Here is a 15528-nt window from a genome sequence, read left to right as displayed (position 1 = left end):
CTAGTGGAACGATGCACCCATGCCAGGCAGTGACGAACTCGTTGCCCTCTATGACCAGGCCGGCTCCGTCGTCGGCTCGACGCTCCGGAGTCGCCTCCGCAGCGAGGGCCTGTGGCACGCCGCCGGCGTCGTGCTGGTCCGTTCGGGTGACGGAAACGCGGTCTACGTGCACCTCCGGACCCCCACGAAGGACGTGTTCCCGTCCACCTGGGACTGCTGGGCGGGCGGAGTCGTCGCCGCCGGCGAGTCACCGGTCGAGTGCGCTCGCCGTGAACTGGCCGAAGAGCTCGGCGTCCACGGGGTGGAACCCGTTCCGCTGTTCACGAAGGTGTACGACGACGGCCGCAACCGCTGCCACAACTTCGCCTTCGAGGTCCGCTGGGACGGCCCGATCCACCACCAGGGCGAAGAGATCGTCGAAGGCCGCTGGCTCCCGCTCGACGAGCTGCGCGCCTGGGTCGACGACCCGGCACCGGCACTCCCGTTCATCCCCGACGGCCGCGAAGGCGTCCAGGAGTGGTTCCGCCGCTACTGCTGAGCCGCCGGCGCCGTCAGCTTCGCCGCCATCGCGGGCAGCAGGCGCTTCGCCGCGTCGATCGCCCGCGACTCCGTGCTCGCCGAAACGGTCAGCCCGGACACGAGCGTGCCCCGCGCCAGCAGCACGGTGCACGTCTTGCCGTCGCACCAGGCCCGCTGACGCTCGACGCCCGCCTGGGCCGGGACGTCCACGGTGTGGCCGGTGCACTGCGCGTCCGCCACGATGTCGCCGGCCGAGCCGTCCGGGTAGGCGACGACCCGGTGCCGCAGCACCGAACCGCTCGGGTACCGCCAGCTCGCGGTCCGGCTGGTCGCCGACACGTCGTCCGTCAGGCAGCCCGACGCCGCGCCCGAGCCGGGCTGCACACCCTCTTCGGCGACGTCCTGATCGGACAGCAGCGCCCGCTCCGCGAGCAGTCCGGGGTCCGGCGCCGCCTGGGTGACCGGAGCCGCCTTCGGGGCCGGCGCCAGGGCTTCCGGCGTGGGCGCCGACAGCGTGGCCGACGGGACCGGATCGTCGTAGTACGTCTCGAGGTTGTTCGGGTCGGGGCCGTCGCAGCCCGTGAGGCCGACCAACGCGACCGCGGCCAACGCAACCACCTGGCGATGACGCACCTGCTCCGGCCCTCCCGTAGTCCGACTGTGACTGCGCAGAGTAGTGCAGCCGGTCAGTCCCAGCCCAAAGAGGACCGGTGTCGCCAGTAGTCCCCCGCATCCTCCGCCAGCCCGGCCAGCGCGGCTTCCTCCTCGGTGCTCAGGGAAAGCATGGTGGCGCGCAGGTTCGCCTCGAGCTGCGGCGCGCTCGCCGGGCCGATGACCGCCGCGCCGGCCCAGTCGTTCGCCAGCACCGCCGCCACGGCGACCGCGTCCGGGCCGGTCCCGTGCGCGGCGGCGATGTCGAGCAGCACCCGCGGCGCCTCGACCGCCAGCCGGCCGTTGGCCAGGGTTTCCTTGACCAGCACCCGCTTCCCGGCGGCGTGTGCCGCGGCCAGCGCGGGTCCCGCCGACGGCTCCAGGAGGTTCCACGTCGACTGCACCGACGAGAACACCGGCCGTCCGGCCACTTCCAGTGCGAACGCCCGCTCGATCGCGGCCGCCTGCGCCGGCCCCGACGTCGAGAACCCGACCGCGACGCCGTTCGCCGCGAGCTCCGCCAGCGCCTCGATCAGCGGCTCGTCGGTGAACAGCGGACTGTCCACAGTGAGCGAATGGACCTGGTAGAGGCTGACCCGGTCCCCCAGCAGCGCCAGGGTTTCCGCCCACTGCGCGGCGAACCGCGTCGCCGAGTGCTCCTTCACCTCGTGCACCTCGGCGTCGAGCCGCCAGCCGCCGACGTAGGCGTAACCCCACTTGCTGGAGACGACGACGTCGTGGTGCCCGCGCTCGTCGAGCCAGCCGGCGAGGAACTCCTCCGAACGCCCGTAGGACCGGGCGACGTCGACGTTGCGGATCCCCGCGGCGTAGGCGCCGTCGAGCACCGTGAACGTCGCGGCCCGCATCGACGCGACGTCCCGCACGGCCGGCAGCGCCCCGTCCCGGCCCAGGTTGATGTACGCGGGCCGGCCCAGCGCCGCCAGGCCGAGCGCGATGCGATCCACGCGATCCATGGGCGTACTCATCCGTTCTGCTTGTGCCGGAGGATGGCGAGCCACTGGCCGGCGGTCTGGGCCTGGCGGTGGAGCTTCTCGAGGCGGGCGGCCGGGGCGCGGACGTAGCCCTTGCCGAAGACCGGCGCGATCTGGCGCAGGCTGGCGCCCCCTTCGCGGGCGGCGAGCAGGGCCCAGTCGGAGGCGTCGGCGCAGGCCGCGGAGGCGCGGCGCAGCTCGCCGAGGATGTCGATGAGCTCCTGGGGGCCCACCTCCCCCGCTTCGACGGTGGCGGCGGTCGTCTCCAGCCAGGCCATGACGTCGGCTTCGGTGATGGGCGCGCGCGGCCGCCCGGTTTCTTCGCTCACAGCCGTGAAGTATAGGTCGTTATACGCCGAGGTCCGGGGACCACGCGCCGATGTCGCATCGGAGTGTCGCGATGTGATCTACCATCGGAGAGGTGACGACGCGCGCCGAGGCCCCGCCGGAGGTCGAGCAGCTGCTCGACGTGTTCAAGGCGCTCGCGAACCCGGTGCGGCTGCGGATCCTCGGCTGGCTGCGGGATCCGGAGAAGAACTTCCTCGAGCAGCGCGGGGCGATGGTGGTCGATGAAGGGGTGTGCGTGACGCACATCCAGGAGAAGGCGGGCCTGGCCCAGTCGACCGTCTCGGCCTACATGGCGTCGCTGCAGCGCGCCGGGCTGGTCCGCGCGACGCGGCTCGGGAAGTGGACGCACTACCGCCGTGACGAAGAGCGGATCGCCCGGATCGTCGAGGTCCTCGGCCACTCGCTCTGACCACTCCCCTCCCCCGATGAGTTCCCGACGGTTGACTCATATCGAAGTTCTGCGATACTTCGATGCATGAGCGCGATCGACAACATGCCCCTGGGGCGCTACGGGATCTGGACGTTCGACTTCGAGGACCAGCCGGCGAGCCTGGCCCGCGACACCGCGCAGGAGCTGGAAGACCTCGGCTGGCGGGCGGTCTGGATCCCCGAGCGCGACGGCCGGGAAGCCCTCACCCACGCCGGTTTCCTGCTCGCCTCGACCCGGCGCCTGGCCGTCGTCAACGGGATCGCCCAGATCTGGTCCCGTGAGCCGCGGTGGACGCGCGGCGCGGCCCTGCTGCTGGCCGACGCCTACCCGGACCGCCACCTGCTCGGTCTCGGCTTCGGCGCCGGGCGCCCCGGCACGACCAGCCCGCTGCGGGCGATGAACGACTACCTCGACGCCCTGGACACGGCCACCAACGCCAATCCCGCGGCCGCCGCGCCGATGCGGCGCGTCCTGGCCGCGTACGGCCCGAAGATGCTCGAACTGGCCCGCGACCGCTCGGCCGGCGCGCACACCTACCACGTGACGCCGCGGCACACGGCGCAGGCGCGCGAGATCCTGGGCGAGCGCCCGTTCCTCGGCGTCGAGCACGCTGTCCTCTTCGAGACCGATCCGGCGCGGGCGCGCGAGATCGCCCGGGAGCACCTGCACCCGTACCTGACGCAGCGGTACAACGTGGCCAAGTTCCTGCGGCTCGGCTACACCGAAGCCGACATCGACGGCGGCCGCGGCAGTGACCGGATCGTCGACGACCTGGTGTTCTGGGGCGACCTCGACACGATCGCCTGCCGGCTGGAGGAGCACCTCGACGCGGGCGCCGACCACGTCGGCGTCCAGGTCGTCGGGATCGAGCCCGGGCAGTCCGCGCTGCCGCACTGGCGGCGGCTGGCCGAGGCGCTGCTACCCGTCGGCGTCGTCGCGTAGCCCGAACCGCGCGGTGCAGTGCCAGACGCGCTTGAGGGTCTGCGGATCGTGCGTGCCGGCCCGCACGGCGTCGCCGATGACGCGGGCGTCGAGCCACCCGTGTTCGGCGATCTCCTCGCCGGCCCGCACGACGTCCTCGCCGCGGAAGTCCGCGTGCTCGGCGAGCACCGCGACGGACAGCCGGAAACCGTGGTGCCACGACGTCGGGAACGGCAGCGCGGCAGCCGCCGCCTCGACGTCGGTCCCCCGGAACGCCGGGTCCAGCACCAGGGCCGCGACGTCGGTGTCCAGCCGGAGCGGGCCGTGCACGTGAGCCTCGACGTAGTCGTCGAGGACGTCCGCCGGCGCCGCGTCGGCGAGGGCCACCAGTGGCATGTGGCCGGCTGTGCCGAAGTCGGCGGGCTCACTGAAGCTGTCCGGGTAGCAGAAAGTCGTCCGCCGCAGCACGTCGCGCTTCAGCCGGAAGTGGGCCGAGCCGAACCGGACCGAGCCGCCGGCCGCGCGGCGGCGGTGGTTCAGCGCGCCGTACTTGGGTCGCCCCGACGGCGGCCCGTCGTCGTAGGCGCCGCCGAAGATCCGGTGCTCCCAGCGCCAGCGGTCACCGCCCGGGTGGGCGGTCAAGCCGCCGTTGCTCGTGCCGGTCTCGAACTGCGAGCGGTAGACGCCGTCGGCGGCCAGGTGCCGCAGCAGCGGCACCCCGCCCACCAGCCGGTCCGGGTGGAAGTGCACGGTGACGTCCAGGTCCGCGGCGAGCGGCGGCCCCGACACCAGGCCGGCGACGTGCGCGAGCGCCCGCGTCCACGGCGGTTCTTCGTCGTTCGTAGCCCCCACGGGCTTGATCCTACCCCGGCGGTATAGGTCGTTATACACACGACGACGTCCGAAAATCGCTGGCTCCGGCGGCGGTCGCCCGGCTTGACTGCGCGTCATGGGTTTCGGGGTCACGGTGCGGTTCGGGTTGCTCGCGGCCGTGTGGGGCGCGAGCTTCCTGTTCATCAAGGTGGGCCTCGACGGCCTCTCCCCCGCTCAGGTCGCGCTGGCCCGGGTTTCGCTGGGCGCGCTGGCGCTGGCCGCGGTGCTGCTGGTCCGCCGCCGGGCACTCCCCCGCGATCTCGCGCTGTGGGGCCACCTCGTCGTCGTGTCGGTGCTGCTGTGCGTGGTGCCGTTCCTGCTGTTCTCGTGGGCGGAACAGTACATTTCGTCCGGTTTGGCCAGCATCTTCAACGCGACGACGCCGCTGATCACGATGCTGCTGGCTGCGGCGGCGCTGCCCGAGGAGCGGTTCACGCCGCCGCGGGTGCTCGGGCTGCTGCTCGGGTTCCTGGGCGTGCTCACGATCGTCGGGGTGTGGCACGGCGTCGACGTGTCGCACCAGCTGACCACGCAGCTCGCCTGTCTCGGCGCCACCACGTGTTACGGCGCGTGCTTCGTCTACATGCGCCGGTTCGTCTCGCCGCGCGGGGCGGACCCGGTCGTCGTCGCGTTCGGGCAGACGGCGTCGGCGACGGTCATCCTCGGCCTGCTGGCGCCGGCGATCGCGGTGACGCCGATCCACCCGACGTTGCCGGTCGTGCTGAGCATGGTGGCGCTCGGCGTCTTCGGCACGGGCCTGGCTTATGTCTGGAACGTCCGGATCATCGCGGCCTGGGGCGCGGCGAACGCGTCGGCGGTGACCTACCTCACACCGGTCGTCGGCGTGCTGCTGGGCGTGGCGGTGCTGGACGAACCGGTGAGCTGGAACCAGCCCGTCGGCGCGATCCTGGTGGTGCTGGGCATTCTCGCCGCGCACGGCCGGCTGCGCGTCCGCCGCAGGGCCGGGTCACCGGCGCCCGAAGCGGAACTGGTCCGGGACTGACCCCGGACACGCCGGTGGGGCGGTCGCCGCGGCGACCGCCCCACCGGGTGTTCGTTCTCTACAGGTACTGACCGGTGTTCGTGGCGGTGTCGATCGCCCGCCCCGAGTCCGTGTTCTTTCCGGTGACGAGCGTGCGGATGTACACGATCCGCTCGCCCTTCTTGCCGGAGATCCGGGCCCAGTCGTCCGGGTTGGTGGTGTTCGGCAGGTCCTCGTTCTCCGCGAACTCGTCGACGATCGCGTCCAGCAGGTGCTGCACGCGCAGGCCGGGCTGGTTGGTCTCCAGCACGGACTTGATCGCCGACTTCTTCGCCCGGTCCACGATGTTCTGGATCATCGCGCCCGAGTTGAAGTCGCGGAAGTACAGGACTTCCTTGTCCCCGTTGGCGTAGGTCACCTCGAGGAACCGGTTCTCGTCGCTCTCCTCGTACATGCGCTCGACGGTGTGCTGGATCATCGCGTCGAACGTCGCCTTGGCGTCGCCGCCGAACTCGGCGAGGTCGTCCGCGTGGATCGGCAGGCCTTCGGCCAGGTACTTGGAGAAGATGTCCTTCGCGCCTTCGGCGTCCGGACGCTCGATCTTGATCTTGACGTCGAGCCGGCCCGGCCGCAGGATCGCCGGGTCGATCATGTCCTCACGGTTCGAGGCACCGATGACGATGACGTTTTCCAAGCCTTCGACACCGTCGATCTCGGAGAGCAGCTGCGGGACGATCGTGGTCTCCACATCGGACGAAACGCCCGATCCACGGGTCCGGAAGATCGAGTCCATCTCGTCGAAGAACACGATCACCGGGGTGCCCTCGGAGGCCTTCTCCCGCGCCCGCTGGAAGATCAAGCGGATGTGCCGCTCGGTCTCCCCGACGAACTTGTTGAGCAGCTCGGGACCCTTGATGTTCAGGAAGTAGGACTTCCCGTCCTCGTTGTCGCCCCGCGCCGCCGCCACCTTCTTGGCCAGCGAGTTCGCGACCGCCTTGGCGATGAGCGTCTTGCCGCAGCCCGGCGGGCCGTAGAGCAGGACGCCCTTCGGCGGGCGCAGCTGGTACTCCTGGTAGAGGTCGGCGTGCAGGAACGGCAGTTCGACCGCGTCCCTGATCTGCTCGATCTGCCGGGTGAGGCCACCGATGTCCTCGTAGCGGACGTCGGGCACCTCCTCCAGCACCAGGTCTTCGACTTCCGCCTTCGGCACGCGCTCGTACGCGTAACCGGCCTTGGAGTCGACCAGGAGCGAGTCGCCGGGCTTCAGCGGCTGCTCCGCCAGCAGATCGGAGAGCAGCACAACCCGCTCTTCGTCCGCGTGCCCGACCACGAGCGCACGAGGGCTGGCGCCCTCGACGTCCGGTGCGAGCACCTCGCGCAACGCGCACACCTCGCCGGTGCGCTCGAAGTCGCCGCCCTCGACCACGGTCAGGGCTTCGTTGAGGCGCAGCGCCTGGCCGCGTCGCAACGACGAAATCTCCACCGCGGGCGAAACCGACACCCGCATCTTCCGGCCGGCCGTGAACACGTCCACCGTGTTGTCCTCGTACGACGTGACGAACACGCCGTACCCGGACGGTGGCTGGGCCAGCCGGTCGACCTCTTCACGGAGAGCGAGGAGCTGTCCTCGCGCTTCGCGCAGGGTTTCGACCAGTTTGGTGTTCCGCTCGGTGAGCTGGCTCACCCTTTCCGACGCCTCAGCGAGCCGCTGTTCGAGAACGCGGTTCTGCCTCGGCGAGTCGGTCAGCTTGCGGCGCAGCAGCGCCACTTCCTCTTCGAGAAAGCGGATCTGCCTTGCCTGCTCGTCCGCCGTCGTCCCAGCTCCGGATGTTGCTGAAGGGTCGGCCTCCTCGCGCCGACCTCCGGGAAGGTCATGATGCATCGGGCACCTCCTCGGAGTGCTTTTCATTCCACGGTACCGGCGATCACCGACAAGAAAAGGCCTTTCCGCATCACAAGATCGGCGCGTCGCGGTTTCTTCACCTGGTCCAGCACGGACATTCCTGCAGCACAAGGGGCCATTTGTGTGCCGTGACACGGGGTCGGAACGGGGTCTTCCGGAGCTGGACGAACCAAGCACGCAGGGAGTACCCCGTCCCCGGGAGGCCCAACCGTGCCGAAGCCGGGCATTTCCGGCCAGTTGCGCCCTAACCGCGCGGCGAGCACGCGCGGTGACTAGCATCGGGCCGACGCGGCCACCGGATGGCCGAATCTCGTCGTGGGAACGCTAGGGGGCATCACACATGACCTACCCGCCGCAGCAACCGGGCGGCTACGGCCAGCAGCCCGGCGGCTACGGGCAGCAGCCCGGGCCCTACGGTCAGCAGCCGGGCGGCTACCCCCAGAGCGGACCCCAGTCCCAGCCGGGCTACGGCGGCACGCAGCAGTTCGGCCAGCCGGATCCCTACGGCCAGCAGCCGCAGCAGGGCGGTTACCCGCCCCAGCCGGGCGCTCAGCCCCCGTACGGCGGGCAGCAGGACCAGTGGGGCCAGCAGCAGCCGGGCGGGTACGACCCGAACCAGCAGAACTATGGCGGCTACGACCCGTACGGCGGCGGTGGCGGCGGCTTCGGTGACGGGCCGCCGCCCAAGAAGAAGAAAACCGGGCTCATCATCGGCATCGCCGTGGGCGCGGTCATCGTCGTCGGCGGTGGCGTGACGGCGCTGGTGCTGGCCCTCAACGGGGACGACAGCACCACGGCCGCGCCGCCGGCGAGCAGCAGCTCCCCCGCGCCGACGTCGGCGCCGAAGACCACCCCGAAGAAGAGCACCACGCCGAGCAGCCCGTCGACGAAGACCACGAAGCCGGTCGGCGGCCCCGCCCCCGGCGGCAAGCCCAGCTCGCAGGAGCTGTTCGCCTCGACGATCGACGCGTACAACGCGGGTGACGAGAAGGCGCTCGGCGACGTCATCTGCCGCAGCGTCTACGAAGGCACGACCGGCCAGATCCCCAAGGTGACGGTGAAGCTCACCGAAGACCCGAAGGACGTCGGCGACAAGTCCACGGTCCGCTACTCGGCCACCGACGGCGCGGCGACCAAGGTCGGCACGATGTCGGCGGCCAAGGAGTCCGGTCTCTGGTGCCTGTCCAACGTCAAGGCGGACGGCTCGTGAGGCCGCGCCGGCGGTGAACCGCGCGCTCACCGCCGGGCTCGTGCTGGCCGGCGTGGCGGTCGTGGGTGTCGTGCTGGGACTGCTGCTCGTGGCGCCGTCCGGCAGCACGCCCCCGCCGTCGGCCACGCCGCCCGCGCCGGCCCGCACGTCCACGGCCCCGCCCCCGGACGCCGTCGACGCGGCGGCGGTGAAGGTGCTGGCCGACGCGATCGTCGCCGCGATCTCCCGGCACGACTCGGCGGCGTTCGGCGAGCTCACCTGCCGCCCGCAGACCACCGAGGCCCTGGCCGGGCTGCAGCGGACGTGGGACGCGGCGGGCGAGGTGAAGGCGAGCCTGCCGAAACCCCCGGAACTGCGCGGCGAGTCGGCGACGGCGGTGGTGCACGTCGAGGCCGCGGGCGGCACGAAGGACACCCCGTTCCCGCTGCACAAGGAGAGCGGGAAGTGGTGCGTGCCGGGCTAGCTCAGCCCTTGCCCTTGGCCGGGCGCCGCGACACGCGCGGGGAGACGGTGCCGTCCGCCAGCCGGCGCGCCGTCAGCAGGAACGCCGTGTGCGCCACCATGCGGTGGTCGGGGCGGACCGCCAGGCCGACCACGTGCCACGGCCGCATCAGCGTCTCCCACGACTCCGGCTCGGTCCAGCACTGCTGCTCGCGCAACGACTCCGTGACGCGCGAAAGCTGCGTGACCGTCGCGACGTAGACCGTCAGCACGCCGCCGGGGACGAGGTGCGCGGCGACGTTCGGGAGCTGGTCCCACGGGGCCAGCATGTCCAGCACGACCCGGTCGACCTCGCCCTCGTGCGTGGCCAGGTCCGCGACCGTGAGCGTCCAGTTCGCCGGCTTCTCGCCGAAGAACTTCACGACGTTGTGCTCGGCGTGCACCGCGTGGTCGTCGCGGATCTCGTACGAGCTCACCTGCCCGGCCGGGCCGACCGCGCGCAGCAGCGAGCACGTCAGCGCGCCGGAACCGGCGCCCGCCTCGAGCACCCGCGCGCCCGGGAAGATGTCGCCCCACATGACGATCTGGGCGGCGTCCTTCGGGTAGATCACCTGCGCGCCGCGGGGCATCGAGAGCACGTAGTCCGGCAGCAGCGGGCGCAGCGCCAGGTACGTCGAGCCGCCCACCGAAGTCACGACCGAGCCTTCGGGACGGCCGATGAGGTCGTCGTGGGCGAGGCCGCCGCGGTGGGTGTGGTACTCACCGCCGTCGGCCAGCGTCAGGGTGTAGTGCCGCCCCTTCGAGTCGGTCAACTGCACCCGATCACCCGCACGAAACGGTCCGCTGACCGACAACACTTCCTCCAGTACCCCGAATGGCCTCTTGCCGTTTGACCGACGACAGATCTTCGCAGGCCGCCCGGGCCGCGGGGTCAGCGGGTACGGCGGTTCAGCGCGGCGCGCAGGTCGTCCCGGCGCAACACGCCCGCCGGGCGGCCTTCGTCGTCGACCACGAGGAACTGCCACGCCGGGGTCTCGCGGACCCGCTCGACGATCTCCTCCCCCGGCTCGGAGGCCAGCAGGACGGTCTCGGCGCGGATCGGCTCGGCCGCCAGTTCGGCCGGCGCGTGCGGTGACGTGCTCGCCAGCCGCTCCGCCGCGCCCTCGTCCAGCAGCCCGGCCGCGACGCCGTCCGCGCGGACCAGCACCACGCCCCGGCCCGCCGACGCGGCCAGCGCGTCCGACACCGGGCTCTCCGCCGGCAGCTGCAGCACGGGCCGGACCAGCTCGCCCAGCACCAGGCCCTCGGGCCAGCCACGCCGCCGTTCGGCGGCCAGTTCGGACCGCGCGCCGAGGATGACGAACCACGCCGTGACGACGCAGACACCGAGGCGCAGCCAGCGGTCGGGGCTGGCCGTCGCGAGGCCCCACAGGGCCCACACGAGCAGTCCCGCCGCCACGACCGCGCCGCCGCCCACCGCAGCGCGGGTGCCCTTGGCGCGGATGCCGGTGGCCGCCCAGACGCCGGCGCGGACCAGCCGGCCGCCGTCGAGCGGGAGGCCGGGCAGGAGGTTGAAGACACCGACGGCGAGGTTCGCCACGGAACATTCGGCGATCAGCAGCCAGACCGCGCCGCCCGGCGGCACGGCGAACATCAGCAGCCCGCAGAACCCGCCCAGCACCAGCGACACCGCCGGGCCGGCCGCGGCCACCAGGCCTTCGTCGCTCGGCCGTTTCGGCGTGCGGGCGACCTCGGACAGGCCGCCGAGGAGGAACAAGCGCAGGCGGCGCACCGGGATGCCCAGCCGCAATGCGACCAGGCAGTGGCCGAGCTCGTGGGCGAGCACCGACAACCCCAGCAGCAGCGCGAACGCCGCGGCCAGCAGCCACGACATCAGCGTCGAGACGTCCGGGAGCAGCCGCCCGACCAGCGGCGCGTACAGGACGACGACGATCAGCGAGCCGATCCACCAGGACGGCGCCAGCAGCACCGGGACACCGGCGACGCGGAACAGCACGAGGCCGCCGCCGTCCCCGAGGACGGCCTGCCGGGAGCCCCCGGTGCCCTGCTCACTGGTCGCGGCCATGCCGCAGAGCCTAGAGCCCCCGGTGTCAGGAGCGGGTGATCCGGCCCCGCCCGCGACCGGGTCGTGTAACCGGCGACCCGACCCTCCAGGTACGCGAACCGACTGCCCGGGCACGCGAACCGACCGTCCGGGTACGCGAGTTCGCCGTACGGGTACCGGTGCCGGGCGTTGCGGTCGCCGGAACTGTCGGACCCCGGCGTTACGCTCTGCCCATGCCCGACGCCGACACTGTCACCACGGACCCGCCCACCCCCATGGACGCCGCGGACTCCGCCGTCGCCACGCGGGTGCGGCGGCGGCCCGCGTTGTCGCCGTCCCGGGCCAGTGACTTCAAGCAGTGCCCGCTGCTCTACCGGTTCCGCGCGGTCGACCGGCTGCCGGAGGTCCCGACGAAGGCCCAGCTGCGCGGCACGCTCGTCCACTCGGTACTGGAACGGCTCTTCGCGCTGCCCGCCGGCGAACGGGTGCCGCCGAAGGCCCGCGAACTGCTGGGCCCGGCGTGGACCGAGCTGTCCGAGGACCGTCCGGAGTGGACCGAGCTGTTCGACGCCGCGAAGCCGGACGACCACGCCGACTGGCTGCGGTCGGCCGAGAAGCTGCTGGACGCCTACTTCGGCCTCGAAGACCCGCGGCGGCTCGAACCGGAGGCCTGCGAGCTGCACGTCGAGATCGAGCTCGGCTCGGGCGTGCTGCTGCGCGGCTACATCGACCGCGTCGACGTCGCGCCCACCGGCGAGATCCGGGTCGTCGACTACAAGACCGGCGCCGCGCCGCGGGAAATCGGCGAAGCCAAGGCGATGTTCCAGATGAAGTTCTACGCCGTGGTGCTGTGGCGGCTGCGCGGGATCGTGCCGCGCCAGCTGAAGCTGATGTACCTGACCGACGGCCAGTCGCTGGCCTACACCCCGGACGAGGCCGAGCTGATCCGCTTCGAGCGGACCCTGGAAGCCATCTGGCAGGCCATCCTCAAGGCGGGCAAGACCGGCGACTTCCGGCCGAACAAGAGCAAGCTGTGCAACTGGTGCGACCACCAGGCGCACTGCCCCGAGTACGGCGGCACCCCACCGGCCTACCCCGGCTGGCCGGAACCCGACGCCGGCGAAGAGACGCCGCTGGACCGGGCCGACTGATGGCCGACGCGTTCTACGTCCCCCACGGCGAGGGCCGGTTCACCGCGACCGCGCACACGGCCGGGCCGTGGACCCCGGACTCCCAGCACTTCGGGCCGCCGTCGGCGCTGCTGGTCCGGGCGCTCGAAAACGTCGAACCGCACCACCCCGCGGAGCTCGCGCGGGTGACCGTCGAGATCCTCGGCCCGGCGCCGGTGACCGAGCTGCTGGTGCGCGCCCGGGTGGAGCGGCCCGGCCGGTCGGTGGAACTGCTGCAGGCCGAGCTGGCGACGAGCGAGCGGGTCGTCGCGCGCGCGTCGGCGTGGCGCATCGCGACGTCCGACACCGCGGCGGTGAGCACCGACGGCGGCCCGCTGCTGCCGGCACCGGACACCGTGGCGGAGTCGGCCTGGCCGGAAGGCTGGAACGGCGGCTACCTCGACGCGCTGGAGTGGCGCGCGGTCCGCGGCGGCATGGACGTGCCCGGCTCGGCCGCGGTGTGGGCCCGCCAGCGCGTCCCGCTGGTCGACGGCGAGGAGCCGAGCGGGCTGCAGCGGCTGTTCGCGGTCGCCGACTCCGGCAACGGCGTGTCCAACTACCTCGACCCGCGGCAGTGGTGGTTCATCAACTCCGAGCTCACCGTGCACCTGCGCCGGCCGCCTGCGGGCGAGTGGATCGGCCTCGACGCCGTCACGCTGGTCGGCAAGCACGGCGTCGGCACGGCGACGAGCATCCTGCACGACGGCGACGGTCCGGTGGCCACCGGCGCGCAGGCGCTGATGGTGCGTCCGCGACAGGCCGGGGGCGGATAGCCAACCACAACGGGCCCGCATCCAATAACCTTCGCGGAACGACCGACATGAGGAGCGCTCCGGCATGCAGATCACCTCGGTGGTCAACCAGAAGGGCGGGGTCGGCAAGACCTCGCTGAGCGTCGGCACCGCGGCGGCCTTGGCCGAGCGCGGCCGGCGGGTGCTGCTGGTCGACCTCGACCCGCAGGGCCACGCGACGACCGAGATGCTCGGCCTGGCCGAGGTCCGCGGGGACGCGCCGACCCTGGCGAAAGCCCTGGCCAAGAAGTGGAAGGGGCCGATCGAAGATCTCGTCGTGCCGCATCCGCGCAGCAACCTCGGCCGCGGCGGCGCGCTCGACGTCATCCCGACGTCGCCGGGGATGTTCGACCTGATCCGGCGGCTCGACTCGTTCCGTGTGCCGGGCTGGCAGCTGGCCCGGGTCATCCAGTTCGCCAACTACGACCACTGCATCATCGACTGCCCGCCGGCACTCGACGTGCTGACGAACAACGCGCTGGCGGCGTCACACGGGATACTGGTCCCGGTGCAGCCGGACAAGACGAGCATCCGCGCGCTGCGGCTGCTGGCGGATCAGGTGCGCTACGTCGAGCAGACCGTCGGCCGGCAGCCGCTGTCGTGGTTCGGGCTGGTGCCGAGCCTCTACCGGCGGCCGATCTCGCACTACGCGGCCGCGGCGCTGCAGGAGATGTACGAGTTCGGCATCCCGATGCTGTCGCACCTGCCGCTGGGCGTGGTGATGAACGAGGCCGCCGCCCACGGCGTCCCGGTGACGACCTACGCCCCGGAAACGCTGCAGGCGCTGTCGTTCCGCGAGATCGCGGGCACGCTCGACACCTACCTGGAGCAGAACTCGGCGCCCGCGGTGATCCCGGCCGACGAGGAGTTCGTCTTCGAGGACTTCATCTCCGAGGTCTCGGTGGCCCGCAACGCCAACGACAACGGCGTCCGCAAGGGCCTCTACGACCTGCTGCCCAAGAAACCGCACCGCCCCCGCTGACCCCGTCGTGAGTGTTCAGGGCGGTTCTAACCGCCCTGAACACTCACGAGGGGCCGCGGCAGACTCAGAGGCGGCAGGACCGGATGTCCGAGGCCAGGATCGCCTTCGCGCCCACCTCGGCCAGTTCGTCCATGACGCGGTTGACGTCCTTGCGCGAGACCATCGCGCGCACCGCCACCCAGTCGTCGTCGGCGAGCGGGGCCACCGTCGGCGACTCCAGGCCCGGCGTGATGGCGATGGCGCGCTCGACGAGCGTCCGCGGGCAGTCGTAGTCCAGCATCAGGTACTGCTGGGCGAACACGACCCCGCGCAGCCGCGCCGCGAGCTGGCTCTTCGCCTTGCTCTGCTCGGTGCCCTTGCGCTGCAGCAGCACGGCTTCCGACACGCAGATCGGGTCGCCGAAGGCCACCAGGTTGTTCTGGCGCAGCGAGCGGCCGGACTCGACGACGTCGGCGATCGCGTCCGCGACCCCGAGCTGGATCGAGATTTCGACCGCGCCGTCGAGGCGGATCACCTCGGCGGTGACACCGTGGCGGGCGAGGTCCTCGCGCACCAGCCGCGGGTACGACGTGGCGAGCCGCTTGCCCTGCAGGTCGGCCGGCTTCCAGTCCTGGCCCGCCGGGGCCGCGTAGCGGAACGTTGAGCCGCCGAAACCGAGGGCCTGGATCTCCTCGACCGGCGCGCCCGAGTCGAGCGCGAGGTCGCGGCCGGTGATACCGAGGTCGAGGTCGCCGGAGCCGACGTAGATCGCGATGTCCTTGGGGCGCAGGAAGAAGAACTCGACCTCGTTGACCGTGTCGAGGATCGTCAGGTCGCGCTGCTCATGCCGCTTCCGGTAGCCCGCCTCGCCGAGCATCTCCGTCGCCGTGGCGGCGAGGGCTCCCTTGTTCGGCACGGCAACACGCAGCATTTCGCTTTTCTCCTCGTTCAGCGAGCGGTGGACCACCCGTCACAGGTAGCGGTAGACGTCCTCGGTCGACAGACCGCGGCCGAGCATCAGCACCTGCAGCCGGTACAGCAGCTGGGAGATCTCCTCGGCGAGCCGGTCGTCGGACTCGTGCTCGGCGGCGATCCACACCTCGCCGGCTTCCTCCAGCACCTTCTTGCCTTGGGCGTGCACTCCGGCGTCCAGGGCGGCGACGGTGCCGGACCCGTCGGGACGGGTACGCGCGCGCTCGGCAAGCTCCGCGAACAGCTCATCGAAGGTCTTCACGGTCTGCAGATCCTTCCACCCCGGCCGGGGTGACGCCG

Annotated in this window: 18 protein-coding genes; 9 read left to right on the top strand and 9 right to left on the bottom strand. The window is 71.9% G+C overall.

Features of this window, described 5'->3' with window-relative positions; genetic code table 11:
- Window positions 1–19 precede the first annotated feature (19 nt).
- Window positions 20–538, top strand: a complete 519-nt coding sequence (locus tag OHS58_RS12455) for an NUDIX domain-containing protein (protein WP_328648315.1) — start codon at window positions 20–22, stop codon at window positions 536–538.
- Here the strand turns inward: OHS58_RS12455 and OHS58_RS12450 are convergent.
- The 3 genes from OHS58_RS12450 to OHS58_RS12440 form a co-directional block, all read right to left on the bottom strand.
- The gene (locus tag OHS58_RS12450; protein ID WP_328648314.1) at window positions 529–1137 is read right to left on the bottom strand and encodes a hypothetical protein; all 609 of its coding nucleotides are present in this window, start codon (window positions 1135–1137) and stop codon (window positions 529–531) included. The genes OHS58_RS12455 and OHS58_RS12450 overlap by 10 nt on opposite strands.
- Window positions 1138–1205: 68 nt before the next feature.
- On the bottom strand, window positions 1206–2144 hold the full coding sequence (locus tag OHS58_RS12445) for an aldo/keto reductase (protein WP_328648313.1): 939 nt from the start codon (window positions 2142–2144) through the stop codon (window positions 1206–1208).
- Window positions 2145–2152: 8 nt separating this feature from the next.
- Complete coding sequence (locus OHS58_RS12440) at window positions 2153–2491, bottom strand: hypothetical protein (protein ID WP_247051894.1); 339 nt, start codon at window positions 2489–2491, stop codon at window positions 2153–2155.
- Between the two features lie 92 nt (window positions 2492–2583).
- Here OHS58_RS12440 and OHS58_RS12435 point away from each other — a divergent pair, with 92 nt between their 5' ends.
- Window positions 2584–2919, top strand: a complete 336-nt coding sequence (locus OHS58_RS12435; RefSeq protein WP_326949708.1) for an ArsR/SmtB family transcription factor — start codon at window positions 2584–2586, stop codon at window positions 2917–2919.
- A 66-nt stretch (window positions 2920–2985) separates the two neighbouring features.
- Entirely contained in the window at window positions 2986–3882 is an 897-nt protein-coding gene (locus OHS58_RS12430) for a TIGR03620 family F420-dependent LLM class oxidoreductase (protein WP_328648312.1), read from the top strand.
- Here OHS58_RS12430 and OHS58_RS12425 read toward each other — a convergent pair.
- On the bottom strand, window positions 3859–4713 hold the full coding sequence (locus OHS58_RS12425) for a DUF3626 domain-containing protein (RefSeq protein WP_328648311.1): 855 nt from the start codon (window positions 4711–4713) through the stop codon (window positions 3859–3861). The two genes, OHS58_RS12430 and OHS58_RS12425, sit on opposite strands and share 24 nt — an antisense overlap.
- A 97-nt stretch (window positions 4714–4810) precedes the next feature.
- Between OHS58_RS12425 and OHS58_RS12420 the strand changes: the two genes are divergently transcribed.
- On the top strand, window positions 4811–5737 hold the full coding sequence (locus OHS58_RS12420; RefSeq protein WP_328648310.1) for a DMT family transporter: 927 nt from the start codon (window positions 4811–4813) through the stop codon (window positions 5735–5737).
- Window positions 5738–5795: 58 nt separating this feature from the next.
- Here the strand turns inward: OHS58_RS12420 and arc are convergent, their stop codons facing one another.
- Window positions 5796–7598, bottom strand: coding sequence for a proteasome ATPase (gene arc / locus OHS58_RS12415; protein ID WP_247051898.1), 1803 nt, complete (start codon window positions 7596–7598; stop codon window positions 5796–5798).
- A gap of 361 nt (window positions 7599–7959) precedes the next feature.
- Here arc and OHS58_RS12410 point away from each other — a divergent pair, with 361 nt between their 5' ends.
- Window positions 7960–8829: a hypothetical protein gene (locus OHS58_RS12410; RefSeq protein ID WP_247051899.1), complete on the top strand. Its 870-nt coding sequence runs from the start codon at window positions 7960–7962 to the stop codon at window positions 8827–8829.
- A gap of 13 nt (window positions 8830–8842) precedes the next feature.
- Window positions 8843–9292 carry a hypothetical protein gene (locus OHS58_RS12405; RefSeq protein WP_247051900.1) on the top strand — a complete coding sequence of 150 codons (450 nt, stop codon included), beginning with the start codon at window positions 8843–8845 and terminating at the stop codon, window positions 9290–9292.
- Between the two features lies 1 nt (window position 9293).
- Here OHS58_RS12405 and OHS58_RS12400 read toward each other — a convergent pair whose 3' ends face one another.
- Together OHS58_RS12400 and OHS58_RS12395 are read right to left on the bottom strand one after the other, a co-directional pair.
- Complete coding sequence (locus tag OHS58_RS12400) at window positions 9294–10124, bottom strand: tRNA (adenine-N1)-methyltransferase (RefSeq protein ID WP_326949713.1); 831 nt, start codon at window positions 10122–10124, stop codon at window positions 9294–9296.
- A 77-nt stretch (window positions 10125–10201) separates the two neighbouring features.
- Window positions 10202–11356, bottom strand: a complete 1155-nt coding sequence (locus OHS58_RS12395) for a site-2 protease family protein (protein WP_326949714.1) — start codon at window positions 11354–11356, stop codon at window positions 10202–10204.
- 212 nt (window positions 11357–11568) lie between these two features.
- Here OHS58_RS12395 and OHS58_RS12390 point away from each other — a divergent pair, with 212 nt between their 5' ends.
- The 3 genes from OHS58_RS12390 (at window position 11569) to OHS58_RS12380 (ending at window position 14277) form a co-directional block, all read left to right on the top strand.
- The gene (locus OHS58_RS12390) at window positions 11569–12486 is read left to right on the top strand and encodes a RecB family exonuclease (protein ID WP_326949715.1); all 918 of its coding nucleotides are present in this window, start codon (window positions 11569–11571) and stop codon (window positions 12484–12486) included.
- A complete protein-coding gene (locus tag OHS58_RS12385; protein ID WP_247051904.1) occupies window positions 12486–13277 on the top strand; it encodes a thioesterase family protein in 792 nt (263 codons plus the stop codon). The genes OHS58_RS12390 and OHS58_RS12385 overlap by 1 nt, the downstream gene beginning before the upstream one ends.
- Before the next feature lie 64 nt (window positions 13278–13341).
- Window positions 13342–14277 (top strand): ParA family protein, encoded by a 936-nt coding sequence (locus OHS58_RS12380; protein ID WP_328455011.1) that lies wholly within the window; start codon window positions 13342–13344, stop codon window positions 14275–14277.
- Between the two features lie 64 nt (window positions 14278–14341).
- Here the strand turns inward: OHS58_RS12380 and hisG are convergent, their stop codons facing one another.
- Window positions 14342–15187, bottom strand: a complete 846-nt coding sequence (gene hisG / locus OHS58_RS12375) for an ATP phosphoribosyltransferase (RefSeq protein ID WP_326949716.1) — start codon at window positions 15185–15187, stop codon at window positions 14342–14344.
- Window positions 15188–15226: 39 nt separating this feature from the next.
- Window positions 15227–15490: a phosphoribosyl-ATP diphosphatase gene (locus tag OHS58_RS12370; protein ID WP_247051907.1), complete on the bottom strand. Its 264-nt coding sequence runs from the start codon at window positions 15488–15490 to the stop codon at window positions 15227–15229.
- Window positions 15491–15528 lie beyond the last annotated feature (38 nt).

It is taken from the genome of Amycolatopsis sp. NBC_00348 (assembly GCF_036114655.1).
Classification (GTDB): Bacteria; Actinomycetota; Actinomycetes; order Mycobacteriales; family Pseudonocardiaceae; genus Amycolatopsis.
Note: the sequence above shows the minus strand (reverse complement) of the source record. Positions and strands in the feature narration are given on the sequence as shown.

Bases quoted from the DNA above. Each gene is read 5' to 3' on its own strand.
- hisG (WP_326949716.1), bottom strand. From the start codon at position 15,187: ATGCTGCGTGTTGCCGTGCCGAACAAGGGAGCCCTCGCCGCCACGGCG.
- OHS58_RS12385 (WP_247051904.1), top strand. From the start codon at position 12,486: ATGGCCGACGCGTTCTACGTCCCCCACGGCGAGGGCCGGTTCACCGCG.
- OHS58_RS12380 (WP_328455011.1), top strand. From the start codon at position 13,342: ATGCAGATCACCTCGGTGGTCAACCAGAAGGGCGGGGTCGGCAAGACC.
- OHS58_RS12395 (WP_326949714.1), bottom strand. From the start codon at position 11,356: ATGGCCGCGACCAGTGAGCAGGGCACCGGGGGCTCCCGGCAGGCCGTC.
- OHS58_RS12445 (WP_328648313.1), bottom strand. From the start codon at position 2,144: ATGGATCGCGTGGATCGCATCGCGCTCGGCCTGGCGGCGCTGGGCCGG.
- OHS58_RS12390 (WP_326949715.1), top strand. From the start codon at position 11,569: ATGCCCGACGCCGACACTGTCACCACGGACCCGCCCACCCCCATGGAC.
- OHS58_RS12430 (WP_328648312.1), top strand. From the start codon at position 2,986: ATGAGCGCGATCGACAACATGCCCCTGGGGCGCTACGGGATCTGGACG.
- arc (WP_247051898.1), bottom strand. From the start codon at position 7,598: ATGCATCATGACCTTCCCGGAGGTCGGCGCGAGGAGGCCGACCCTTCA.
- OHS58_RS12420 (WP_328648310.1), top strand. From the start codon at position 4,811: ATGGGTTTCGGGGTCACGGTGCGGTTCGGGTTGCTCGCGGCCGTGTGG.
- OHS58_RS12410 (WP_247051899.1), top strand. From the start codon at position 7,960: ATGACCTACCCGCCGCAGCAACCGGGCGGCTACGGCCAGCAGCCCGGC.
- OHS58_RS12455 (WP_328648315.1), top strand. From the start codon at position 20: ATGCCAGGCAGTGACGAACTCGTTGCCCTCTATGACCAGGCCGGCTCC.